22 protein-coding genes and 1 riboswitch are annotated in these 25,462 nt (G+C 39.5%); of the genes, 15 read left to right on the forward strand and 7 right to left on the reverse strand.

Annotated features, from left to right (window positions below; all coding sequences use genetic code 11):
* The first annotated feature begins 164 nt into the window (after nt 1-164).
* From AB3G38_RS03655 to AB3G38_RS03665, 3 genes are read left to right on the forward strand one after another with little or no spacing between them, the layout of a single operon-like run.
* Nucleotides 165-650 (forward strand): DUF4112 domain-containing protein, encoded by a 486-nt coding sequence (locus AB3G38_RS03655; RefSeq protein ID WP_367867139.1) that lies wholly within the window; start codon nt 165-167, stop codon nt 648-650.
* Between the two features lie 13 nt (nt 651-663).
* The gene (locus AB3G38_RS03660; protein WP_367867140.1) at nt 664-1,554 is read left to right on the forward strand and encodes a helix-turn-helix domain-containing protein; all 891 of its coding nucleotides are present in this window, start codon (nt 664-666) and stop codon (nt 1,552-1,554) included.
* A 60-nt stretch (nt 1,555-1,614) separates the two neighbouring features.
* On the forward strand, nt 1,615-2,352 hold the full coding sequence (locus tag AB3G38_RS03665) for an SDR family oxidoreductase (protein ID WP_367867141.1): 738 nt from the start codon (nt 1,615-1,617) through the stop codon (nt 2,350-2,352).
* A 181-nt stretch (nt 2,353-2,533) separates the two neighbouring features.
* Here the strand turns inward: AB3G38_RS03665 and AB3G38_RS03670 are convergent, their stop codons facing one another.
* Nucleotides 2,534-3,490 carry an MlaD family protein gene (locus AB3G38_RS03670; RefSeq protein WP_367867142.1) on the reverse strand — a complete coding sequence of 319 codons (957 nt, stop codon included), beginning with the start codon at nt 3,488-3,490 and terminating at the stop codon, nt 2,534-2,536.
* A 14-nt stretch (nt 3,491-3,504) separates the two neighbouring features.
* On the reverse strand, nt 3,505-4,347 hold the full coding sequence (locus AB3G38_RS03675) for an N-acetylmuramoyl-L-alanine amidase (protein WP_367867143.1): 843 nt from the start codon (nt 4,345-4,347) through the stop codon (nt 3,505-3,507).
* 536 nt (nt 4,348-4,883) lie between these two features.
* On the opposite strand from AB3G38_RS03675, the gene AB3G38_RS03680 reads away from it, so the two are divergent.
* The 3 genes from AB3G38_RS03680 to AB3G38_RS03690 are packed head-to-tail and all read left to right on the forward strand — an operon-like array spanning nt 4,884 to nt 10,338.
* Nucleotides 4,884-7,643, forward strand: coding sequence for a putative LPS assembly protein LptD (locus AB3G38_RS03680; protein WP_367867144.1), 2,760 nt, complete (start codon nt 4,884-4,886; stop codon nt 7,641-7,643).
* 9 nt (nt 7,644-7,652) lie between these two features.
* Nucleotides 7,653-8,900, forward strand: coding sequence for a competence/damage-inducible protein A (locus tag AB3G38_RS03685; RefSeq protein WP_367867145.1), 1,248 nt, complete (start codon nt 7,653-7,655; stop codon nt 8,898-8,900).
* 58 nt (nt 8,901-8,958) lie between these two features.
* On the forward strand, nt 8,959-10,338 hold the full coding sequence (locus AB3G38_RS03690) for a dihydrolipoamide acetyltransferase family protein (protein WP_367867146.1): 1,380 nt from the start codon (nt 8,959-8,961) through the stop codon (nt 10,336-10,338).
* Between the two features lie 99 nt (nt 10,339-10,437).
* On the opposite strand, the gene AB3G38_RS03695 is transcribed toward AB3G38_RS03690, so the two are convergent.
* Nucleotides 10,438-11,316, reverse strand: coding sequence for an HD domain-containing protein (locus AB3G38_RS03695; protein ID WP_367867147.1), 879 nt, complete (start codon nt 11,314-11,316; stop codon nt 10,438-10,440).
* A 96-nt stretch (nt 11,317-11,412) separates the two neighbouring features.
* Between AB3G38_RS03695 and AB3G38_RS03700 the strand changes: the two genes are divergently transcribed.
* Nucleotides 11,413-11,724, forward strand: a complete 312-nt coding sequence (locus tag AB3G38_RS03700; protein ID WP_367867148.1) for a pyrimidine/purine nucleoside phosphorylase — start codon at nt 11,413-11,415, stop codon at nt 11,722-11,724.
* A gap of 140 nt (nt 11,725-11,864) precedes the next feature.
* Nucleotides 11,865-12,266: a ribonuclease domain-containing protein gene (locus tag AB3G38_RS03705; protein ID WP_367867149.1), complete on the forward strand. Its 402-nt coding sequence runs from the start codon at nt 11,865-11,867 to the stop codon at nt 12,264-12,266.
* Between the two features lie 86 nt (nt 12,267-12,352).
* Here the strand turns inward: AB3G38_RS03705 and AB3G38_RS03710 are convergent, their stop codons facing one another.
* From AB3G38_RS03710 to AB3G38_RS03725, 4 genes are all read right to left on the reverse strand, one after another.
* A complete protein-coding gene (locus AB3G38_RS03710; protein WP_367867150.1) occupies nt 12,353-13,594 on the reverse strand; it encodes a homoserine dehydrogenase in 1,242 nt (413 codons plus the stop codon).
* Complete coding sequence (gene metX / locus AB3G38_RS03715; protein WP_367867151.1) at nt 13,595-14,653, reverse strand: homoserine O-acetyltransferase; 1,059 nt, start codon at nt 14,651-14,653, stop codon at nt 13,595-13,597.
* 21 nt (nt 14,654-14,674) lie between these two features.
* Entirely contained in the window at nt 14,675-15,991 is a 1,317-nt protein-coding gene (locus AB3G38_RS03720) for an O-acetylhomoserine aminocarboxypropyltransferase/cysteine synthase family protein (RefSeq protein ID WP_367867152.1), read from the reverse strand.
* Nucleotides 15,992-16,244: 253 nt separating this feature from the next.
* A riboswitch (SAM riboswitch) is annotated at nt 16,245-16,357 on the reverse strand.
* Between the two features lie 155 nt (nt 16,358-16,512).
* Nucleotides 16,513-17,628, reverse strand: coding sequence for a PLP-dependent aspartate aminotransferase family protein (locus AB3G38_RS03725; RefSeq protein ID WP_367867153.1), 1,116 nt, complete (start codon nt 17,626-17,628; stop codon nt 16,513-16,515).
* A 63-nt stretch (nt 17,629-17,691) separates the two neighbouring features.
* Here AB3G38_RS03725 and AB3G38_RS03730 point away from each other — a divergent pair, with 63 nt between their 5' ends.
* The 7 genes from AB3G38_RS03730 (at nt 17,692) to AB3G38_RS03760 (ending at nt 25,452) form a co-directional block, all read left to right on the forward strand.
* Nucleotides 17,692-18,183, forward strand: a complete 492-nt coding sequence (locus AB3G38_RS03730) for a lipocalin family protein (protein ID WP_183869865.1) — start codon at nt 17,692-17,694, stop codon at nt 18,181-18,183.
* Between the two features lie 166 nt (nt 18,184-18,349).
* Complete coding sequence (gene mqnE / locus AB3G38_RS03735; protein WP_183869866.1) at nt 18,350-19,543, forward strand: aminofutalosine synthase MqnE; 1,194 nt, start codon at nt 18,350-18,352, stop codon at nt 19,541-19,543.
* The gene (locus AB3G38_RS03740; RefSeq protein WP_367867154.1) at nt 19,543-20,157 is read left to right on the forward strand and encodes a histidine phosphatase family protein; all 615 of its coding nucleotides are present in this window, start codon (nt 19,543-19,545) and stop codon (nt 20,155-20,157) included. Before mqnE ends, AB3G38_RS03740 begins: the two co-directional genes overlap by 1 nt.
* Before the next feature lie 2 nt (nt 20,158-20,159).
* Nucleotides 20,160-20,885, forward strand: a complete 726-nt coding sequence (locus AB3G38_RS03745) for a menaquinone biosynthetic enzyme MqnA/MqnD family protein (protein ID WP_367867155.1) — start codon at nt 20,160-20,162, stop codon at nt 20,883-20,885.
* Nucleotides 20,886-20,983: 98 nt separating this feature from the next.
* Complete coding sequence (gene mutS, locus AB3G38_RS03750) at nt 20,984-23,593, forward strand: DNA mismatch repair protein MutS (RefSeq protein ID WP_367867156.1); 2,610 nt, start codon at nt 20,984-20,986, stop codon at nt 23,591-23,593.
* An 11-nt stretch (nt 23,594-23,604) separates the two neighbouring features.
* Nucleotides 23,605-24,114: a C40 family peptidase gene (locus tag AB3G38_RS03755; protein ID WP_367867157.1), complete on the forward strand. Its 510-nt coding sequence runs from the start codon at nt 23,605-23,607 to the stop codon at nt 24,112-24,114.
* A gap of 318 nt (nt 24,115-24,432) precedes the next feature.
* Entirely contained in the window at nt 24,433-25,452 is a 1,020-nt protein-coding gene (locus AB3G38_RS03760; protein WP_367867158.1) for an exonuclease domain-containing protein, read from the forward strand.
* Nucleotides 25,453-25,462: the final 10 nt, after the last annotated feature.

Below are 25,462 nucleotides of genomic sequence, written 5' to 3' on the forward strand. Positions count from 1 at the left end.
GATGTAAAAATAGGAAAGCTTGATTGGTGCAGAAAAAAAGAAACTTGTTAGATGTAAAAATAGGGAAGCTTTTTGATACAAAATAAAAAGAGAGGCTTTATAGAGGAAACGCGTGGGAAGATAAATGTGGGAAAACAATCTGACTGATATTTGGTTACGGTATAATGCCATATGATTCTTCTTATAAAAATTCGGTTCCGGATGTTCCTGTTTTACGGTGGGTTTCAAGACTTTCTTTTTTGATGGATGAACAGTTCAGAATTCCGGGTACAAAGTACAGGTTCGGACTGGATCCTTTGCTGAATTTAATCCCCTTTGCTGGGGATATTGTTGGTTTTGCTGTTTCTGGTGGTTTAGTACTGGCTATGGCGAGTAAAGGACTCACGAGCAAAATTGTTGTGTTGATGTGTATCAATATTTTATTGGATACGACGATTGGGGCAATTCCGGGGGTTGGACAGGTTTGGGATTTTTTCTTTAAGTCAAATACCAGGAACATGCGCTTGATGGAGGAGTATTATGAGCAGGGTAAGCATAGGGGCAGTGGAAAGAGTACGATTGTGCTTGCATTGGTTATTTTGTTTTTGATCTTTGCTTTATTGGTTACTGTTTTATGGGTATTGACGGCCTGGGTAATTAATAAGTTTTAAATTAACGGTGTATATGCTTAATCATAATCAACAGTTACCTGTTTACGCTCTGGAGCCGGATGGGGTAGGTAGGAATAAACATTTCAGGATGTATAATTTTACTGGTACTTTACCGGATGAGTCGGATTTTTTGATACCGCATAGAAAGGATCATTATCTGCTGGTGTTTATGAGACGGGGTGGGAGCAGTTTATGGATTGATATGAACCCTTATTCGCTTAAGGATAATACTTTTTATTTTACGGAACCAAATCAGATTATTGTAAAGGATGGCTTCCAGGAGTTGTGGAGCACGGGTATCGCTTTTACGACTGAGTTTCTGTCTCTTCAGGGAAATACTGTTTTAAGTGGGTTGCCGTTGATTCAGAATCCTCAGAATGGGCATGAGCTTCTGCTTAGTGAGGTTGATGTCGTTTTTGTGGAGGATATGATTGCTAAGCTGAATGCGGAGTATCAGAGTAGTGGGGAGTGGCAGCAGCGTATGTTAGCTGCTTATTTGACAGTACTGGTTACTTATCTGAGCCGTTTGTATGTGGAGCAGTTTAGGGATATTGGTGTTTCTGTGGATAAGGTATTGCTTAAAAATTTTCAGTTAAAGATCAATGAGCGCTTCCGGGAGCTGCGGGAGGTGAGTGAGTATGCTTCTTTGCTGAATATTTCTGCGGGACATTTAAGTGAGGTTGTCAAGAGTCAGAGTGGCAAACCGGCCATCAAACATATACATGAGCGACAGGTACTGGAAGCACGGCGCCTGCTTTTTCATACGGACAATTCGTTGAAGGAAATTGCTTTTGATCTTGGTTTTTCGGATACTTCTTATTTTAATCGCTTTTTTAAAAGGGAGTGTAATGTTACACCGGTTGAGTATCGTATGGCCACCCGCAAAATGTACCATGATTACTGATGGATGTCCTGTGTTCAGAAGGGGCATGCGCTGTAGATTTGTTTATATATAAAATAGATTATGAAAACAGTATTGATTACAGGGGCAAATAAAAGCATAGGCTTTGAAACGGCAAGACAATTATTACAGCAGGGGTATTATGTATATCTAGGCAGCAGGGATATGGAAAAGGGTGAGCAGGCGGTTAGTCAGCTGCGTGCTGAGGGCTTAAGTGAGGTGGAGGCGATAGCGATTGATGTGAATGATGTTGCATCGGTACGGGCTGCGCGTGAGGTGTTAGGGCAGAAAGTTAAGGTGTTGGATGTATTGATTAATAATGCTGGTATTGGTGGTGCAATGCCACAGACTCCACTGGAAACTGATGTTAAGGTGTTCAGGGAGGTGTTTGAAACTAACTTTTTTGGTGTGATAGAAGTTACGCAGGCGTTTGTTGATTTAATGATGGAGTCTGAAGAGCCAAGAATTGTTAATGTAACTTCTGGGTTAGGTTCACTTGCGCTGCATAATGATCCTGAATGGAAGTATTATAGTGTTAAACCAACTAGTTATGTAGCGTCTAAGGCTGCGCTTAATGCTTATACGATTGTGTTGGCTTATGATCAGCGTTTTACGTCATTTAAGATCAACGCGGTGGATCCTGGGTATACGGCTACGGATTTTAACCATCATAGTGGCCCGGGGACGGTAGAGGAAGCTGCTGCAAGAGTGGTAAAGGCGGCAACGCTGGGAGCTGATGGGCCTACGGGACAGTTCTTTAGTGATGACAATGCGCCGGATACGGGTATTAGTCCGTGGTAATAGGTAATAAGGCAATTAGTGGGTATTCCTAAGGCGTTCTAAGTGGGGGCTTTAAGCTCCCAACAATCAACCTACCCGGAAAGTACGGGGAGAAATTAAATAAAAAAGGGAAAGGCGCTTTGCTGACATTGTTCATTCTTCATGAACGCCGACAGCAAAGCGCCTTTGCTTTTTTTATGGGTTACTTATCTTTTTTCGAACCTCCGCCGCCGAATACTGAGAAGTGTACGTAACGTTTAGGGTTAGCTTTAAGATCGATAATGAGTTCATCTAAGTTTTTAGAGGCATTGTTCAGGTTGTCATACATCTTGGTGTCGTTAACAAGCAGGCCTAAAGTTCCTTTACCGTCATTAACTTTACTTACGATGCCCTGAAGGTCTGCTACAGCTTTATTTGCATTGTCAATTGTCTGCTTGAAGTTTGCAGCGGCAACCTGATCAGTGATTTTATTGATATTGCTTAGTATAGCATTGATCTTCGCATTGTTGTTTTTAAGGTTTCCTGAAATGGACTCAGCATTGGCTAAAATAGCTGCAATTCTTTTACTTTCAGTTCCTACTAATCCGTCTACTTTTTTAGAGGTTCCTTCTAAGGATGCCAGCGTACCAGCAATACTGTTGAAACTCTTGTTGACGTTTTTCTGGAAGTCAGGGTTCAGGATAGAGTTGACACTGGTCAGGATAGAATCCATTTTACCGATAATCAATTCTGCTTTCTTTTGTACGGGCTGAACGGTCTCCATCAGGTTTTTCTCTACGTTAGAGTTTAAGGTGTCACCGTCCTGAGCAAAATCTTTACCGGTACCTAAAGCCATTACAATTGCTTTGCTGCCCAGCAGGTCAGTGCTTTCTAATCTGGCTATGGTCGATTTTGGAATGTCATATTTGCCTTTTATTTTCAGGGTAGCCAAAATGGTTCCGTCAGGTTGTAAAACAAGTTTATCTACACGACCAATCTGAAAGCCGTTTATTAATACTGGTTTTGATATGGCCAGACCGTCAACGTGGGTATATCTGGCATAAAGTAATGTTTCACTCGAAAATAATGAGTTACCTTTAAGGAAGTTATATCCGATAATTAATGAGGCGATAGAAAAGGCTGCTAATATGCCTACTTTGGTTTCGTTAGTTATTTTCACTTATAGTAGTTTACTTAATTTACTTCTGTTTCTTGTTTGTAGGTCTTCACGGCTTTAAAGATTGCATTTACAATCTCTGACTGGCCGCTCGCTGAGTTTATATAATCTTCTTCGGCTGGATTCGAAATAAACCCAATCTCAGTTAATACGGCTGGCATACCGCATCTTTGTAAGATTAAAATTCCCTGCTCTTTAACACCTCTGTTAAATCTTTTGTTGTCGCGGGTATAATTGTTCTGCATTAATCGTGCTAACTTCAGACTTTTGTCCCTATATATGTTTTTAAACAAAGATAGTATAATAAATGTTTCAGGATCCTTTGGATCGTAACCATCATAATTTTTTTTATAATCCTTTTCTAAGCTGATATCGGCATTTTCACGGAGTGCACCGTCTTGCTCGTTTAAGCGGTGACTACCGGCTACAAATGTTTCATTACCACTGGTAGTTTTGTTCTTTACATAGCCGTATTTAGGAATTCTTTTTCCTTTTCTGGTCGTATAACCAGTTACAACTTTATGGTCTGGCATCGAGTTACAGTGAATGGAGATAAACAAATCGGCTTTTGCAGCTGTTGCAATTTGTGGTCTGCGGTATAAGGACACGTCAACATCTGTTTTTCTGGTGTAAACGATCTTTACGCCTGGCATATCTTCTTCAAACTTCCGGCCTAATTTTAAGGCAACTTGCAGTGTCACGTTTTTTTCTAATGAATAGCTTCCGGCTGCACCTGGTTTATCGCCACCATGACCGGCATCGATAACAATGGTCTTTACTTTATAACCCTGAGAAAGGGCAGCTGTTGAAGTGATCAGCAAAAAAATAGCGCATAAGAATATATTCCTTTTCAATCTCATTTAATCTTTTTGTTTAATGGCTTCGGATCTGTCTAAAATTATAATCTTAAACAGGTAGTATTATCCCTTAATTGTTGCTTATTTGCGCACAAAGATAGTATAATATAATTTTTAGTACGGAATTGGTGCCTATTGTTTGAAATTGTTTTGCAGCCAGGCTGAGGATACACGGTATGACCGGGATATCTGTTCGGATTTATTGAACTGCTTTTAATTGGTTAAAGCCTGCAATTTGTTGGTTATCCAGTGTTTAGAGGGGTGTTAGGAAATATTTTTAATCAAAATGGTATTTGCCCCCGGCAATGCTATATTTTTCGCTAATTTTGGACGTTTTGGGTTAAAAGGCTGTTTTAAGCATAGCTATTAATTTGTTTAAGTACAATTTTGGCTGCAATAGCGTTAATTGCTCCGGGAAGGTAATGGCTTTCTTTGCAACAGTTGAGCTGTTTCATTCAAAAATGGATATTAAACAATTTTAATCTATAAATTTAGACAGACTTTAACTACAGTTGCATTTATTACATTCACACAAGAATTTGAAATTTTTACGAACTATCCTCTTACTGAATTCTATCTTTTTACTGGTATTTGCCGGTCACTCTGCTTTTGCCTTTGAAAGTTTTTCTACACGCCAGATATTGCAACAGCAGGACACCACCAAAAAAGCTATTAATAAAGTTATACCTAATCCGAATACTGCTGCTAAAAGTCCATTGGGGTTACCACAGGATACAGCGAAAAAAGATACGGCTAAAGTTAAGGTTGGTGGCGCTGCCGGAGCGAAGGGTGGTGTGGTGAAACAGGGTGATTCTAAAATAGAATATTCAGCAGTCGATTCCACAAAGTATAGTAAGGACAATAGTATAATCTATTTATATGGAAAGGCCAGGGTTATTTACCAATCCTTCGAGCTTGATGCGGATTATATCACCTATAATTCTAAAACAAATACGGTTTTTGCGAGCGGAAGAAAGGATTCAAAGGGTAAATATCTGGGTAAACCTATTTTTAAGATGGAAAAACAGGGGTCTTCTATAGCGGATTCACTTTTTTATAATACTAAGTCCGGAAAGGGAACTGTGTTTAATACTTTCACGGAACAGGAGGGGGGATTCTTCTCTGGTGGACAGAGCAAGAGGCAACCGGACAATGAAATTCACCTGAAAGGGATGACTTATAGTACTTGTAATTTACCGCATCCTCACTTTGGGATCTTTATTACTAAAGGTATCGTAACTGATAAACAAATTATTACCGGCCCGGTATATCTGAAAATTGAGGACATACCGCTGCCTTTAGGTTTGCCGTTTGCTTTTTTCCCAAAACCTAATAAAAGGAACTCCGGAATTATCATGCCCAATGTGGGAGATGATTATACCAGGGGATTCTTTTTCAGGGATGGTGGATATTATCTGAATCTGAATGATTACTGGGATGCGAAGATCCTGGGTACATTATATACCAGGGGTTCTTATGGGATGTCGGTAACTTCAAATTATGTGAAGCGTTATAAGTATAATGGTAGTATCAAAGTAGATTATAATAGTAATCGTTATGGTCTGGAAGGTACTCCGGCTTATTCTCCGCGTAAGGATTATAGTATCCAATGGGTGCATTCACAGAATGCCAATGCGCATCCGGGAACAAACTTTGGAGCGAGTGTCAATATTAAAACGAGTGGTTACAATTTAAATACGGCCGGTGGAACGAGTTATGATTTCAGACAGATTACTGAAAATGCATTGTCTTCCAGTGTAAGTTATGGCAGAACATTCGCGGATGGAAAAGTTACTTTTTCGGCAGCGGCAAGGCATAATCAGAATACACAGTCTAAAACGGTAGACGTTACTTTACCGGATATTGCATTAGGGGTACAGACTTTTCCGCTTTTTAAGCAAAAGGGTGTCGGGGAGCAGAAATGGTACAACAAGATTACGGTAGGTTACTCTATGGTAGCTTCTAACTCTATTTCTACTTCTGATAGTTTACTTTTTACCAGAAAGGCGCTGGATAGATTGAAGAATGGATTCAGCCATACGGTTCCGGTAAGTATCAACTTTACGGCGTTGAAGTATTTCAACTTTTCGGCTGGCGGAACTTATTTAGAGAAATGGCAGTTCCAGTCTGTTCGCCAAACTGCAATTCGCGGGGCTTTATTAAATGGGGTTGTACAGCCGGATCAGATTGTCAGAGACACGGTTCAGGGTTTTAACCGTTCTGGTGAATATAGTATCAATATGGGTTTGTCTACCAAGATCTATAATACTTTACAATTTAAGAAAATGGGTAATTTAAAGGCTTTGCGTTTAGTGATGACTCCGAATGCGAACTTTAGTTACCGTCCTGATTTTTCTGATCCTTCGAAAGGAAATTACAAGACTTTACTTTACCAGGATGGTACACCTGTGTATGATCCTTTTTATGGAAGGAATAAACGTTATTCTATTCATGAGGGTACTTTATATGGCGGGCCGGGAGAGGGAAGAAATGCGAGTATCAGTTTTGGACTGGATAATACTTTAGAGGCGAAAGTATTGTCTAAAAAAGACACGACGGGTACGGGGATGAGAAAGGTACCGATTATTCAGGGTTTAGGGTTTAATGGGTCTTATAATTTCCTTGCACCAGCGTTTAAGCTTTCTGAGTTGAGTTTTAGCGGACGTTCACAGTTTACGGATAAATTCGGGATTACTTATGATGGGTCATTTAATCCTTATGCGGTAGCGGATTCAACGATCAATGGGGTATATCAAACTAAAAAACTGGTGGACAGGTATACACTTCCAAGGTTAACAAGATTCAGTGTGTCATTTGGATATAGTTTAAATGCGGAAGCTTTCCGCAAGCGTAATGAGAGTCTGGATAAGACAACCAAAAAAGTGCAGCAAAATGGAATGACACCAGAGCAGGCTGCACAGTTAGCTGAAGTAAGCAAGGATCCTAATGCATTTGTGGATTTTAAAATTCCATGGAACTTTACGTTTTCTTACCGTTTTGATTATTCCAGACAAGCAACGGGTTTATTGCCGACAGCAACGAATACGCTAAACTTTAATGGGGATTTTAACGTTACTCCTAAGTGGAAAGTACAGTTTACTTCTGGATATGATTTTAAAAGTGCGGGTTTGTCACCTACATCTTTTGCGATATACAGAGATTTACATTGCTGGGATATGAGTATTAACTGGATTCCTATTGGCCCTTACAGAAGTTATAATTTGACAATTAAGGTCAAAGCTTCGATCTTACAGGATTTAAAGTTGAGCAAACAACAAGCTTATTATACACGTTTTTAACGAATTTTTATGTTAGCTGAGATTATTACGATTGGCGATGAAATATTAATCGGCCAGATTGTGGATACAAATTCTGCATGGATGGCCAAACAACTGAATGCTGCGGGCATTAAAGTAAAACAAATAACCTCGGTATCTGATGATGCTGATCACATTATAGCAGCACTGGCACAGGCGGAGCAAAGAGCGAAGATTATTTTAATTACTGGTGGACTAGGCCCGACAAAGGATGATATTACCAAATATACACTGGCAAAGTATTTTAATATGGGTATGCGCCGCGATGCTGGTGTACTGGCACAGGTGGAAGAGATTTTCAGACGTTTTAACCGCCCGATGATTGAGTCAAATATCAGGCAGGCTGATGTGCCGGATGGTTGTACGGTGATCCCAAATAAAAACGGAACAGCGCCTTGTATGTGGTTTGAGCGTGAAGGGACAATCTTCGTTTCTATGCCTGGAGTACCTTTCGAAATGATGTATTTAATGGACGAAGAAATCCTGCCAAGATTAAAGCAGGCTTTTGAACTGCCTTTTATTTATCACAAAACTATACTTACTGCAAATTTAGGGGAGTCTTTCCTGGCACAGCAGATTGAGGAAATTGAAGATAGTTTGCCTCCTGCTATTAAGCTTGCTTATTTACCGAAACTTGGACAGGTAAGGTTGAGGTTAAGTACTTCTGGTACTGATGAAGCTCAATTGAAGGAAGAGGTAGAGGTTTATGCGCAGCGGATTATTGAAAAGATCAAGCCTTATATTGTTGCTGAGGATGATATTGCGATTGAGAAGGCTATTCTCGATATGATGGACAAAAAGGGGCTTACCCTTTCTACGGCGGAGAGTTGTACGGGTGGATATATTGCGCAGTTAATTACGCAGCATCCGGGTTGTTCGTCGGTTTATACGGGCGGCGCAGTTGTTTATTCTTATGAATTAAAGCAATCTGTTTTAGGAGTAAAAGCGGATACACTGGCAAAATATGGTGCGGTTAGTGAACAAACTGTAAAAGAAATGGCTGCTGGTGCGATCACTCATTTTAATACTGACTATAGTGTAGCGGTAAGTGGTATTGCCGGGCCTGATGGCGGAACTGTAGATAAACCAGTTGGAACTGTCTGGATAGCAGTGGCAAACAAGAATGGGGTAGTGGCAAAGTTATTTACTTTTGGAAGTAAAAGAGCACAGAATATTGAGCGGTCGGCGATCGCTGCTTTAACAATGATTTTGAATCTGCTGAAAGAAGATAACAATTAACTGCAAAAAAGCCTTACTTTTGCATCCGATAGGAAATACCAAATTTACTGTAAACTAAATGGCACAATACGAATTATTATTACCTAAAATGGGAGAAAGTGTTGCAGAAGCAACCGTCATCAAGTGGTTAAAGCAACCTGGTGATATGATCAGTTTGGATGATACCCTGTTAGAAATCGCAACAGATAAAGTGGACTCAGAGGTTCCGTCACCAGTGGCTGGAAAATTGGTCCAACAATTATATAAAGAAGATGATGTTGTTCAGGTTGGTGCTGTAATTGCAATAATCGAGACAGATGCTGCTGAAAGTAAAGCTGCTGAAAAGGTGGAGCAACCTGTTGTAGCTGAACAGGCTGCTGCGGCTGAGCCAGCGGTTAGTATTCCGGGAACTGAACAGTTGAATGATACGCCGGTAAATTCTGCGCAGCACAGCAGTGAGCCGGATCGCTTTTATTCTCCTTTAGTAAAGAGCATAGCTGCTCAGGAGCAGATTAGTGTAACTGAGCTTGATGATATTGCTGGTAGCGGTGCTGATGGCCGTTTAACTAAGGATGATCTGTTAAATTATATCCAGAATGGACGTAAAAGTACGGGAGCTGTATTAGCTAACCGTGCTGAACAAAGCCAGCCTGTTGCTGTTAAAGAAGAGCCAGTTAATACTACTGCTGCACCGGCGCCTGTTGCGGCTGCAAAGTCTGCTAGTGCGCAGCCGGTAGTGAGTTTAAGTGGGGCTGATGAAATCATTGAAATGGATCGAATGGGTAAAATCATTGCGGATCACATGGTGATGAGTAAGCAGACTTCTGCTCACGTAACGTCATTTGTAGAGGCTGATGTGACAAACATGGTTTTGTGGAGAGATAAAGTAAAGAAAAATTTCGAGAAGAGAGAGAACGAAAAGATCACTTTTACGCCTATCTTTATTGAAGCTGTGACTAAAGCAATCAAAGATTTTCCAATGATCAATGTTTCTGTGAACGGAACGAAAATCATCAAGAAAAAAGATATTAATATTGGTATGGCTGCTGCTTTGCCTAGTGGTAACCTGATTGTCCCTGTAATTAAAAATGCGGATCAGCTGAATCTTGTCGGATTAACTAAATCTGTCAATGATCTGGCAAACCGTGCAAGGGGTTCTAAATTGAAACCTGATGAGACGCAGGGTGGTACTTTTACTTTGACTAACGTAGGTTCATTCGGAAACGTAATGGGAACACCTATTATCAATCAGCCACAGGTAGCTATTCTTGCTGTAGGCGCTATTAAAAAGAAACCAGCTGTTTTAGAGACTGAATACGGGGATGTAATTGCAATCCGCCATATCATGTTCCTTTCGTTGTCTTATGACCACAGGGTGGTTAATGGTGCGCTTGGTGGTACTTTTGTACGCCGAGTGGCAGATTACCTGGAGAACTGGGATATCAACAGAGAAATTTAATTCCTGAACAGGGATATAATTATAGCAAAGGGGTATCTGGTGAACTGGATACCCCTTTTGTTTATATTTAATATCAGATTTCACTCAACCCACTTGATATCAGACCTGACTTAACCTGGAATACACTCCGCTAATGTAAAGCTCCGGATCTACTATGCGGTTTTTTAAGCTGAAACCGGGTGTGTATGCTTCAAAATCTTTGAATTTTTTAATTTCTTCAATACGTTGCTTTCCGGCAACAGTATTTTCAATTTGCTTCAGCAGCTGTGCATCATCTGTTTCAAAGTCCGTTGGCGTGATTACGTTTTCATTGAGTAAATGCTTAATTATTTCTGTTAATTTCTCATTGGCGTAAAGGTGTTCTTTTTTGGCGAAATAGTCCTTGTTCAGGATTTCAAATTTGCTTTTAAACCATTGTGCCTGCGCTATGGAGCTGACCATGATTCTTCCTTCGTGAATGGAGATTGCTGAAATAAAGTTTTTAACTTCTTCTTTAGTAATAAAGCCGGCATAAAACAGATCTCTCAAAGCATAATCAATCCGGTCTGCACAAAGATTGGGCAGGGGTTGCTCCAGTATATTAAAGTTTTGAGCTGTCAAGTGTGAAAGTCTGTATCCGTGTTTGCTTAATATCTCCGGAATCTCAGAGTTATTCAAAATTCTCTGAAAGATTTCTTCGTGGTAATCTTCCCCGGCATGTTCAAATACATAGTCAATAACGTGAGAAAATGCGGTATGTGAAATATCATGAAGTAGCCCTGCTGCTTGTTCTGTTTCAGTTCCTCCGAGTAGTTTAATCAGTAACATAACTCCGATAGAGTGTTCATGCCTGGTCAAGGTTAGTTTTGGGTTAACCAAAAATATTCCACCGCCCTGGTGTATTCCTTTAAGCCTTTGGAAAGGCCTGGAATTAATTAATTCATGAATAAGGGGAGAAACGCTGAATTTGCCGTATAAATTGTCTGTTATTATATTCATTAAAATATCTGCTGTTATCTTCAAAATATCTGCTTGTAATTTACGTAAATGTGGGTATAGTCAATATATTTGAATAACCTAAACCCCCATAAAACTATGAGTAATCCGATTAATAACGCTATTGTAAATGAAACAGTGGCCCACAATGTTTATTTTGAAGGCAAAGTTCAAAGTCTTGGACTGGAAACTGAGAAAGGTAAAGCTACACTGGGAGTGATGAAGAAAGGAACTTATGTTTTTTCAACTTCTTCGCCAGAAAAGATGATCGTGATCTCAGGTAGTATGAAAGTGAAGTTAGCTGATGAATATCAGGTTTACAATGCGCAGGAGGAATTTGATGTTGTTGCGGGCTCTTCATTTGAGGTTAGCTGTGACCAGGATGTGGCTTATTTGTGTTATTACGGATAATCTTTAGTTGTAATAGCTAACGGCTATGTTTGCTTAGGATGAACAATGCATTAAGTTTTGCTTAACGTGTGAAAATTTAACTTAAATCACTGATCTTTAGTTTATCTATTCATTAATAAATAACCATTAAAAAAAGATCTATGAAAAACTTTAAAATTTTATTCGCACTGCTAACCTTTGGTTTGCTGTTTTCGTCTTTCACGAAAGACAGCAATTCTTCATTAGCTTTAGTAAACACGCTGCAAGCAACAACGGTTAGTATTGCAGGCCAAACGACTCAACAAGCAGCAGCCGCAGTTCCGCAAAAAGCTTATACGGTTGCTGATTATGTAGCTAAAAATGGAAAGGCACCTCAGGGATATGTTGGAGGAACAGTATTCCAGAACCGTGAAGGTTTATTGCCACAAGGGGTAGCTTACAAAGAGTATGATGTAAACCCAAAAGTGAGCGGACAGAACAGAGGAGCAGAGCGTATCGTTCTTGGTAACGATGGCAGCCGGTATTATACAGGAGATCACTATGCTTCATTTACCTCGTTTTAATAAGTGAAAACATAAACAAAAAAGCCTTTCAGAATTTAACTGAAAGGCTTTTTTGTTGGTTAACTCCTGAGCGTTTCTGTATGGATTTAGTGAACAAGAGCTTCTTCTCCGGCAATCACCTCGATCTGCTTATCTGTGTAGGTAAACCTTCCGGTATGTGCTATGAAAACATCTTTCTGTACGAGCAAATCTTTATTCGCTAACAGAGATTTCAAGCTTACACTACCAATCACATATTTAAAGTCATTTCTTGAAAACCGTTCTACAATGTTTTCAATCTTCAGCTTTTCAACGGTATATTCATGGGTATATCTCAGGTAAACTTCGATATTTACATTATCGGTATGAATCAGTCCATTTTGCTGATGAAACTTTTTGTACTCATATCTGTAGCCATATCTTAATGCTGCAATATCAGATAAAACTGCTGCACCTGTTGGATGTCCGCCAGCACCTTTTCCAAAAAAGAATTGCTTGTCTGCAAAAGCAGCTTGTACTGTAACTCCGTTGTATTCATTTTCTACGTTATATAAGAAATCATCAGATTTCACAAACTTAGGCAATACATAAGTTACGACTTGTTTGGTGCTGATTTTACGAGCGGTAGGTACGAGTTTAATTTTGTAATTCTTTTCTCTTGCGTACTGGATATCCTGCTCTGATAAATTCTGGATACCAACATTCAGAATTTTATCGGGATCAATAAATAAACCGTAAGCATGGGCAGTTGCAATAGCCAGTTTAAACTTCGGATCATAGCCGCCAACATCCATAATCGGATCAGTCTCTGCAAAACCAAGCTCCTGTGCTTGTTTCAAAGCGACATCATATGGCATGTTTTCGTTGAATATTTTAGATAAAATATAGTTCGATGAACCATTAAAAATCCCGCTTATTCCATGCAGTAATTCATTGTCATAATACTCTTCCAGGTTTCTGATGATTGGAATACTACCACATACTGCACCTTCATAAAGTAAAGAGGCACCATATTTAGCTTGTAATTCTACGAGTTCTGCTAAATGGTTGGCAATCATTTTTTTATTGGCAGAGACTACATGTTTTCCACTGGTCAGTGCTTTTTTTGCAATGGCAAACGCAGCGTCTGCATCATCTATTAGTTCTACAATCGTATTAATTTCCGGATTATTTAAAATCTCATCATGATCAGTAGTAAATAGTCCGGCATCCAGACTACGTTTCTTATCCGGATTTTTGATGGCTATTTTAATAATTTCCAAGTTTAAATCCTGGCCACGGATGATGTCATGGAGTCCCTGTCCGACAACTCCAAAACCGAATATTCCAATTTTAAGTCTCTTACTCATTTACGCTGTTTTATGCAGTTTAACAATTTTTTTATGGACACTTTCTTTGAGGAAATTGCCGATTATATTAGTTAGTATGTCTGTTTCAATTAAGAATCCATCATGGCCATAAGCCGAATTGATGCTGTGAAATTCTGCCGCCGGAATATGTTTGGCTAAATACTCCTGTTCTACTAAAGGAAAAAGGAAGTCATTTTCAATTCCGATCACCAGTGTGTTGGACTTGATAGCTTTTAAGGCATCAATAACGCTTTTCCTTCCTCTGCCTACATTGTGGCTATCCATCGCTTTACTTAGGTACCAATAGCTATATGCATTGTATCTTTTGCAAAGCTTTTCTCCCTGGTAATTCTGGTAAGAGGCAGCCCGGAAGCCGTCAGTTTTTTCATTGACACTTTCCAGTTGTGTTGCATTATAAGCTTCATAAGTCCGGTAAGAAAGCAGGGCGATACTTCTTGCTGCTTTTAAGCCTTTCATTCCGCCATCTGGTTGTTGTGCATAAAAACTACGGTCAGTACTGATGGCCAGACGCTGACTTTCATTGAAAGCTATGCCCCAGGGAGAATGATAAGCATTGGTGGCTACGAGAATCAGATTCTCTATTTTGCTGCTTTCCATGATTGCCCATTCACTGGCCTGCTGGCCACCTAAAGACCCGCCGATTAATACGCGGATCTTCTGAATTCCCAGGTGTCCGGCAAGCAGTTGATGCCCGTGTACCAGATCTCTGATGGTAAAATCAGGAAATGATAAGTAATAGGGGTTTCCCGTTACCGGGTTAATGCTTAATGGGTTTGTACTTCCATAATGTGAACCAATAACGGTTGCGCAAATGATAAAATGCTCTTCTGGATTAAATAGGTTATTCTCTCCAAAAAGCCCTTTCCACCAATCCAGAACATCTGCATTGGCGGTTAATGCGTGACATGCCCAGATCACATTGTCTTTGCTGGCATTTAGCTTTCCAAAAGTCTGATAGCTAATTTGTACCCCACGCAATTCTTTTCCGTTCTCCAGTTTAAATTGCTTTGGGTAAGTATATAGGTGTGTTGACGACATTTTATTCTATCTGTTTTAAACTTAAAGCGATTTTCCTGAAGACAACTTTTCAAATGCTTGTTCGAAATCTGCTTTGATATCATCAATATGTTCAATTCCGACAGATACTCTTAGCAATTGAGGTGTAATTCCTGCTGCTGCTTGTTCAGCGTCGCTTAATTGTTGATGTGTTGTTGCTGAAGGTTGTATAATCAGTGTTTTTGCATCACCTACGTTAGCGAGATGACTAACCAGTTGCAGTTCATTTACAAACTGTACGGCTTGTTCTTTACCGCCATGCAGTTCAAATGAAAGAACAGCACCAAATCCATTTTTCAGGTATTTCTTGGCATTTTGATGATAAGGGCTGCTCTCCAGTCCAGGATAAAACACTTTACTTACGGCTTCGTGGTTTTCCAGCCAGGTTGCCAGTGCCAATGCATTGTCAACATGTCTTTGAACGCGTAGTGATAAAGTTTCCAGTCCCTGGATTAAAAGAAATGAATTGAAAGGTGAAATTGCAGGGCCGAAATCTCTTAAGCCTTCTACTCTTGCACGGATAATAAACTGGATATTTCCAAAGTCACTTCCAATTCCAAATACGTCATTAAAGACCAGGCCATGGTAACCTTCAGAAGGGGAGGTGAACTGTTTGAATTTACCATTTCCCCAGTTATAGTTTCCACCATCTATAATAACACCGCCAATACTTGTTCCATGCCCGCCAATCCATTTGGTGGCAGATTGTACCACAATGTGAGCACCATGTTCAAGTGGTTTGAATAAATATCCAGCAGCACCAAATGTATTGTCTACAATTAAAGGCAGGTCATATTTTTGAGCAATCAGAGAAAGTTTTTCGAAATCAGGGATACTGAATGATGGATTGCCAATACTTTCCAGATAAATTGCTTTGGTGTTTTTATCGATTTTAGCTTCGAAATCTTGTGTGTCATCTGTTTCAGCAAATCTTACTTCTATACCCAAGCGTTTAAAAGCAACTTTAAATTGATTATAGCTGCCTCCATACAGGTGAGGAGAGGAAACAAAGTTATCACCGGCTTCCAGGATATTGTTTAAGGCAATAAACTGAGCTGCCTGTCCTGAGGCAACTGCAAGTCCCGCAACACCACCTTCAAGTGCAGCTACACGTTTTTCAAAAACGTCTGTAGTTGGGTTCATTAAGCGGGTATAAATATTACCGAATTCTTTTAATGCAAATAGATTTGCACCGTGTTCGGCACTTTTAAATCCATAGGAAGTAGTTTGATAAATAGGTACTGCTCTTGAACCTGTTGTTGGGTCAATTTCCTGACCTGCATGAAGTTGTAGTGTTTCGAATCTATAATTTGCTGACATGATTTCGCTGATTTAAAATGATAAAATGGATTTTTATAGCGTCATACGGTATTTGAGATGATTGCAAAATCCGTATATGGGATTGCATACCTCTGAAAAGAGGCCTTCCGGTTGAACTCATACTAATTTTACGTGGAAGATTGTTTTTAGCCGATGCAACAACACATACATGCAAGGGCTTGCAGATACTTGATCGTGTAAGAAACGGAGTCGCCTGATTGCGATGGTTGGTGGTTAGTTTTCATTTTGTCTTAATTTATCTTTCCAGAAAGCACTATGCAAACTGGTCAGGAATTGGCACCTTCTCCATTTGGGAGGGTTGCCAGTGGGTCACGGAGCCTGTCTCTCGCCACTTCTTTATAAATCAAACCCAGATTGCGGGTTGACTTGAATAGCTTTCGCTATATAATTACAAATGTAGCGTATTTGTGTAAACTTCCAAAATAATATTCTGAAAAATAATTAATATTCTGTTTTCTAGTTATTTAAATTGGGTATTTGAATCTGTTTAATGGCTTTATTTAAGCTAAAGCCTGCTCCAGATCGGCAATCAGGTCATTGATATGCTCAAGTCCAACTGATATCCGAATTAAATTCTGTGGTGTTTTGGTGTCAGGGCCTTCTACAGATGCTCTGTGTTCAATCAGGCTTTCTACGCCACCAAGACTTGTAGCCTGCGCAAATAGTTTCACTTTGTTCACTATTCTTTTTGCATTTGCAGCATCACCTTTAATTAATATAGATAACATGCCGCCAAAAGCACTCATTTGTTTTTTCGCGATCTCATGTTGAGGATGTGAAGGCAGCCCGGGATAATAGACGGTTTCAACTTTTGGATGTTCAGCAAGGTATTTTGCCAGTGCCATACCATTCTCTGCGTGTCCGCGCATTCTGTAAGGTAATGTTTTGATACTTCTTAGTAATAGAAAACAATCAAAGGGGGATGGCACTGCGCCTCCGATCTGCTGGATATTCCTGATTTTATCCCAAAATTCATTTTTAGTGGCCGTGATCAGAACACCGCCTAATACATCACTGTGACCTCCGATATACTTAGTAGAGGAGTGCATCACAATATCCGCGCCCAGTAGAATGGGGTTTTGAAAACATGGTGAGGCAAATGTACTGTCACAGGCAAGAATGAGCTGATGTTTTTTAGCGATGGCCGCAATAAGCTCCAGATCCGTAATTTTTAATAAGGGATTTGAAGGGGTTTCTATCCATATCATCACTGTATTGCTTTTAATATAATTCTCCAGCGTGGATGTGGTAGTCAGGTCAATAAAATCTATGGTCAGGATACCTTCAAAGATAGATTGTAATTGTTTTTTAAATCCCCAGTACATGTCGTCGGGGGCAATGATATGGCTGCCAGGAGGTAAGGCCTGAAAAAGGGTCATTCCAGCTGTATTTCCAGAAGAAAAAGCACATGCATCTGCACCTTTTTCCAGATCAGCCATTACTTTTTCCAGTGCAGAACGGTTGGGATTGCTGACACGGCTATACATATGTCCACCAGGATAGCCACCTTCTTCATCTCTGAAAAATGTGGTGGAAAGGCTAATAGGAGGGGTTACATCCCCTGTGATACTGCGAGTTAAATTTCCGGCGTGTATAGCAATGGTTTCAGTCTGCATAGAATTTAGGTTTTCGTTTTTTTTTGGCAGGATTTGTGTAAGCTGTTTTCGAAAATACAAGATATGAAAAGAATATTAGTTATAGCAGCCATTTTATGTAGTTCGTTAATGGTTTTACAGGGTTGTTCACCAAAAGGTGCAACTGCTGGTGCGAGTTTAAAAAGAGGAAATGTATCTGGAACCTGGGTACTGAATGATGTTACTTTTGATGGTGTACCTGCGATGAATGTAAAATCTCTTTTTAACGAAGCTTCCTATAAATGTTTTATTGGTAGTACTTGGAAATTAACAAACAGTGGAAACGGATCTTATTTACTTCCTGGAACTGCTGATTGCCCAACAAAAACGCAAACTATTTTCTGGTCAGTAAGTACCGCAGATCAAACTTTCCAGTTCAAGAAATTATATGAGGGTGACAAAGCTAAAAACGTAACTGAAGGCTATAGATTAATCCTTTCGGAGGCAACAGGTGATCGTCTGGTCTTAAAATCACCTGTAGATTACGGAAAAAATCCGGCTTATATTATCCTGAACTTTACCAAAGCGATGAAATAAATCTTCTATCAGACTTTAATACCTTTTTGAGCTGCCTTTTTTAAAAAAGAGGCAGCTTTTTTTATGCTGCTTCTTCTAGCTTTTACATAAGGCTGACAGCTTAAAAGTATGGTTACGCCTTGTTATGTCGATTTTATCTTACTTTTGACGTATAATTCAATCAAAGATGGATACGACTGCAAAGCTTACTTTTATATTGGACAATGCTGATTTATCTCAGGAACTGAGAGGGATAGCACTAAAAGTTCAGCAAAAAGAAAGGATAACTTTCGATGAAGGTGTTTATTTATATGAACATGCTGAACTAGGTTTTTTAGGTGTTTTAGCTAATTATATAAGGGAACAAAAGCATGGGGACAAGACTTACTTCAACCGGAATTTTCATATCGAACCTACTAATGTTTGTATCTATACCTGCAATTTTTGTTCTTATTCGCGTTTAATTAAGAATAAGGAAGATGGTTGGGAAATGAGTGTTGACGGGATGATGGATATCCTGAAGAAATATGATAATGAACCAGTAACGGAAGTGCATGTTACGGGTGGGGTAGTACCAAAGCAAAATCTGGAATTTTATGCGGATTTCTTTAGAAGTGTGAAGGCTCATCGTCCGTCATTACACATTAAAGCATTAACGCCGGTTGAGTGTTATTATATCTTCAAAAAAGCAAAACTCAGCCATTATGATGGATTAAAATATTTCAAAGAGGCCGGACTGGATTCAATGCCAGGGGGGGGAGCAGAAATTTTTCATCCGGAAGTAAGAGAAAAGATTGCGAATGATAAATGTACGGCTGAACAGTGGCTTGATATCCATGAACAGGCACATAAACTGGGTTTAAAAACGAATGCGACTATGTTATATGGTCATATTGAGGAGTTTAAGCACAGAGTTGACCATATGGAGCGTTTACGCCAGTTACAGGATAAAACGGGTGGTTTCCAGGCATTTATTCCACTGAAGTTCAGAAATCAGAATAACCAGATGGAACATGTTCCTGAGGTTTCTGTGGTAGAAGATTTAAGGAATTATGCGATTGCCCGTATCTACCTTGATAACTTTGATCATATCAAAGCTTACTGGGCAATGATCAGCCGTCAGACTGCCCAGCTATCTTTAAACTTTGGTGTGGATGATATTGATGGTACACTGGATGATACCACAAAAATTTATTCAATGGCAGGCGCTGAAGAGCAGACACCCGGAATGAGTACGCGTGAACTGGCTAACCTGATTAAACAGGTAAACCGCCAGCCAATAGAAAGAGATACCTTTTATAATGTAGTTACAGATTATACAGATTTTGTTTTTGAGGAAGATGTTAAGCCTCAGTATTATAAGCTCCCGGTTATTAATTAATGGATAAGGAAATATATATCATCCGCCATGGCGAGACGGATTTGAACAAACAAGGAATTATACAGGGCAGAGGGATAGATAGCGATTTAAATGCTACCGGAAGAGCTCAGGCTGCTGCATTTTATAAGTTATACAAAGACATCCCTTTTGATAAGGTTTATACTTCTGTACTTAAACGTACACAACAAACTGTTCAGCAGTTTATTGATGCGGGGCTTCCCTGGGAGAAACATACGGAACTGGACGAGCTTGCCTGGGGAGAGTTTGAAGGGCAGCATACCAGTGAGCTGGTGATCGGCGCTTTTAAAGATATCACTGAAAAGTGGCAGGCAGGAGATTATGATGCGCATTTTACCGGTGGCGAAAGCCCGGCTGATGTAGCGATAAGATTAAAAGAGATCGTGGAAGTCATCAAATCCAGAACCGCTGAAAAGCTGATACTGGTTTGTATGCATGGACGTTCCCTGCGGTTGTTAATGTGTTTGTTAACGAACAAGCCGCTTTCCGAAATGTATGATTTTCCGCATCAGAACACAGGTCTTTACAGACTTGATTTAACGGGTGATACCTTCACAGTGCTCACCCAAAACAATACCGACCATTTAAACGTATAAAATTGAATAAGATCAGAATTTCTGCTGTTGCCTATACCAATACCAAGCCTTTTATTTACGGAATCAATCATTCCGATGTATTAAACCAAATAGATTTAAGTTTAGATATTCCTTCAGATTGCGCCGCCAAGTTAATTGATGGTACTGTTGATGTGGGTTTGATTCCGGTCGCAGCAATTCCGCATGTACCGGATGCAAATATTATCTCTGATTATTGTATCGGATCTGTAGGTGCTGTAAATTCTGTATTTATATTCAGCAATGTTCCGGTGAGTGAAATCCGGACTTTGCGTCTGGATAGCCATTCCAGAACTTCTAATAACTTAGCAAAAGTGTTGCTGAAATTTCATTTTAAGCAGGAAGTAAGTTATACAACAGATGTTAATGTGCAAACTGATGCCATCGTTTTAATTGGTGACCGCACCTTTGGTAAAAAGGGCGATTATGCTTTTGCTTACGACATGGGCGAGGAGTGGATGAATTTTACCGGACTTCCTTTTGTATATGCAGCCTGGGTAGCGAATAAAGTTATTCCTGAAGCCTTTATAAATGAGTTTAATACTGCTTTGAAGAATGGTTTGGCTGCCAGAAAAGAATTGCTGAAAACCCTTCCTGTAAATCCTGTTTTTGATCTGGATGATTACCTGATGCATAAGCTGGATTTTGAACTGACGGACAAGAAAAGAGAAGCATTATCGTTGTTTTTATCTTATATAGAACAGTTGTAGGTGATATTAGTGGTGATTCTTCCTCCTTATTTTTCAAAAAAAAGCCTAAAGCTAATCCTTAGATAGTATATTTACATTTTTGTAACGTAACATATATTTTGGCTAAAGATAAGACGAAAGAAACACCATTAATGCAACAGCACAGTGCGATCAAGGCAAAGTATCCTGGTGCATTATTATTGTTTAGGGTTGGGGATTTTTATGAGACATTTGGCGAGGATGCCATTAAAACTTCTCAGATACTGGGGATTGTTTTAACACGCAGGGCAAACGGAACTGCTGCTTATATTGAGCTTGCAGGTTTTCCTCATCATTCGCTGGATACTTACCTTTCTAAATTGGTCCGCGCAGGTCAGCGGGTGGCAATCTGCGATCAGCTGGAAGATCCTAAAACAACTAAAACTATTGTAAAACGCGGAGTTACTGAACTGGTAACACCCGGAGTGGCTTATAATGATAATATTCTTAGCCAGAAATCTAATAACTATTTAGGCGCGGTATACTTTGATAAGTCGATGATTGGCGTCTCATTTCTGGATATTTCAACGGGTGAGTTCCATGTTGCCCAAGGTAATGCAGAGTATATAGATAAACTTTTACAGGGCTTTAAGCCTACAGAGGTTATCTTTCAAAAAAGTAAACGTCAGGAATTCTTCGAATTGTTCGGTGATAAGTTTTATACTTTCCCGATGGATGACTGGGCTTTTACCACTGATTATGCCAATGAAACTTTAAATAAGCATTTTGAAGTCAGTTCTTTAAAGGGCTTTGGTGTAGATAAAATTCAGACTGGTATTATTGCTGCGGGTATTGTATTGCATTACCTGAATGAAACTGAACACCGGAATTTAAAGCATATTACCGCTATTTCCCGTCTGGAAGAAGATAATTATATGTGGCTGGATCGTTTTACGGTCCGCAATCTTGAGCTGGTGAGTTCTGCCAATGAAAATGCAATGACGCTTTTTAATGTGCTGGATCAGACTTCTACGCCAATGGGAGCCAGGATGCTTCATAAATGGATTGTGATGCCATTAAAGGAACTGAAACCAATTGAGGAACGTTTGGGTACCGTTGAGTTTATGGTGGCTCATGAAGGACTGATTGAAGAATTCTTAACACATATTAAATTAATTGGTGATCTGGAAAGGCTGATCTCTAAGGTTGGTTTGCAGAAATGCGGGCCAAGAGAGTTAAGTCAGCTTAAAAAGGCACTTTACCATATTGAAGAAATAAAGGATACGGCTTTAACTTCCGATAATCCATACCTGATTCAGCTTGCAGAGCAGCTGGATCCTTGTGTGAGTATCCGTGAAAAACTGCAAAAAGAACTTCAGGAAGATCCTCCTGCTTTATTAATCAAAGGAAATGTAATTGCCGGCGGAATTGATGAAGAGCTGGACAGGCTGCGCCAGATTTCATCGGGCGGAAAAGACTTCCTGGTAGAAATTCAGAAACGTGAGGCTGCAAAAACGGGCATTCCTTCTTTGAAGATATCATTTAATAACGTTTTTGGTTATTACCTGGAAGTGACACATACGCATAAAGATAAAGTACCTGCGGAATGGAGCCGTAAACAGACACTTGTCAATGCAGAAAGATATATTACTCCGGAACTTAAAGAATATGAAGAACAGATTTTAGGTGCGGAAGATAAAATACAGCAGATCGAAGTGAGGCTTTATGAAGCTTTGATGCAGCAGGTAGCGGCTTATATCAGGCCAATTCAGTTGAATGCTTTTCTGGTTGCACAGCTTGATGTTTTGTTATGTTTTGCGCAGTTAGCCATTAAAAATCATTATGTTAAGCCGGAAATGAATGTTTCCAAAGTACTTGATATCAAAGGGGGAAGACACCCTGTAATTGAAAAACGCTTACCAGTAGGAGAAGAGTATATTACGAACGATGTTTATCTGGATAATGATACGCAGCAGATTATTATCATTACCGGGCCCAATATGTCGGGTAAGTCTGCGATTTTAAGACAAACCGGTATCATTGTATTAATGGCGCAGATGGGCTGTTTTGTGCCTGCTAAGGCTGCTCATATTGGTTTGGTTGATAAAATATTTACCAGGGTAGGTGCTTCTGATAATCTTTCTTCGGGAGAGAGTACATTCATGGTAGAAATGAATGAGACTGCCAGTATCCTGAATAATATTTCTGACAGAAGTTTAATCCTGCTGGATGAAATTGGCAGAGGTACAAGTACTTATGATGGTATTTCTATTGCCTGGGCGATTGCTGAATTTTTACATACGCATCCTTCGGCAAGACCTAAAACATTATTTGCTACGCATTATCATGAGCTGAATGAACTGGCCGGAACGATGAACCGGATCAGGAATTTTAATGTGTCTATTAAAGAAGTTGGCAATAAGATCATCTTTTTGCGTAAACTGATTCCTGGTGGTAGTGAGCATAGTTTTGGTATCCATGTGGCTAAAATAGCGGGTATGCCTCCTAAGCTGATTAACAGAGCTAACGAGATCCTTAAAAAGCTGGAAATAGACAGAACTGAAGGACAGAGTATCAAAGATAGTTTCAAAAAGGTTCAGAACCAGGCTTACCAGCTGCATATGTTTGCTGTTGATGACCCGGTCCTGGTACAAATAAGAGATATGCTGAACAATCTTGATGTGAATGTACTGACTCCTGTAGAGGCTTTACTGAAACTGGATGAGATTCAGCGATTAATTAAACAATAAAAATAAGGTTTATGATTTTACGCAGTATCCGCGCCTCTCACCTGATCATATTGTTGGCCGCAATGGCTTTTCTTTCTTCCTGTGGAAGCAGAAGATCAACAGTTTATAAAGAAAGCAGAGGTGCCAAAGCTGCTGAAGCCATGGCCAATGTAAAAAGTAAGGACTTATATCGTTTTATTACGGATTGGACAGGCGTGAGATACAGACTTGGTGGATTAGATAAAAGAGGTATAGATTGTTCAGGATTTGCTTTACTTTTGAATAAGGAGATTTATGGACTAAACTTACCCAGACGATCCAGAGATCAGGCCGAGGTGATTAAAGAGAAAAATGTTTCGCAGCTCAATGAGGGAGATCTGATCTTTTTCTCTTTCGGGGGCAATGGAATAGACCATGTTGGCGTTTATCTTAATCACGGTTTCTTTGTACATGCTTCTACGACACGTGGTGTGATTGTAGATGACTTAAACCTGCCTGCTTATCAGCGTGTTCTGGTCAAAGCAGGTCCTGTAAAAGATTAAAAAGACATAATATATAATAGATGGAAGACAAGAAATACGAGATATCATTTTGGAATAAGTATAAGAAATTCGCTACTACTGAAATATTAATGTATCTTATTATGATAATTGGTATAGGATTAGGTATTGTTTTTCTTAGCTAAAAATTTGTTTTCTCTGCCAGGGATTTAAATCGTATCATTGACTACACCATCTGACCCAGTAAAAAAATTAAAAATACTGATGAACCCGACATCATTAAAATAATTGTTAAATCCCGAAGGGTAATAATTATTTTAATGATCAAAGGCTCCATCTGACAAAAAAAAAATTAAATAGATGAAATTAAATCTAATCCGTCCTCTTGCTTTTTTTGATTTGGAAACCACAGGAATTAACGTTGGTTCTGATCGTATCGTTGAAATTGCAATATTAAAAGCCATGCCAGATGGATCTGAGCTGGTTAAAACATTACGTATCCACCCGGATATGCCTATTCCTTTGCAATCTTCGCTTATTCATGGAATTTATGATAAGGATATTGCTGATGCGCCTAAATTTAATGAAGTAGCGGCAGAAATTGCTGAATTTATTGGTGATGCGGATCTTGCAGGTTACAATTCTAATCGTTTTGATATTCCTGTATTACTGGAAGAATTTTTACGTGCTGGTGTAGATTTTGACATGACCGGAAGAAGATTTGTAGATGTACAGAATGTGTTTCATCAGATGGAACAGCGTACTTTGCGTGCGGCTTATAAATTTTACTGTGATCAGGATATTATCAATGCGCACTCCGCAGAAGCAGATATCAAAGCGACTTACCATGTTTTGCTTGCACAGCTTGACCGTTATGAGAATGTAGACTTTGAAGATAAACAGGGGAATATTTCGCAACCGGTTAAAAATGATGTAGAGGCACTTCATGCTTTTACAAACATGAATAAACCTGTTGATTTTGCAGGCAGAATGGTTTTCAATGAAAATGGGGAAGAGGTGTTTAATTTTGGAAAGCATAAAAATAAAACTGTGGAACAGGTATTTGATACCGAGCCAAGTTATTATGCCTGGATGAAACAGGGAGATTTTCCTTTATACACTAAAAAGAAACTGGAAGAGATCTGGACACGCTGGAATAAGAAAAAGGAATTGAGCAGAGCGGCAAAAATCCCTGCAACGCCAAGACCAGCTGAAGCAGCTGGTAATCCTGTAAAGCCTAAACCTGCGGCCGCGCAACCAAGACCACAACAAACCGGAGGACAACCAAGACAACCTGCTCCACAACCTAAAAAGGAAAAACCAGCAGTTAATGTTACTCCGGACATGCTGGAACAATTAAAAATGAAATTCGGTAAATAAGCCAGCAAAA

This window comes from Pedobacter sp. WC2423 (assembly GCF_040822065.1).
In the GTDB taxonomy this organism is placed as follows: Bacteria; Bacteroidota; Bacteroidia; order Sphingobacteriales; family Sphingobacteriaceae; genus Pedobacter.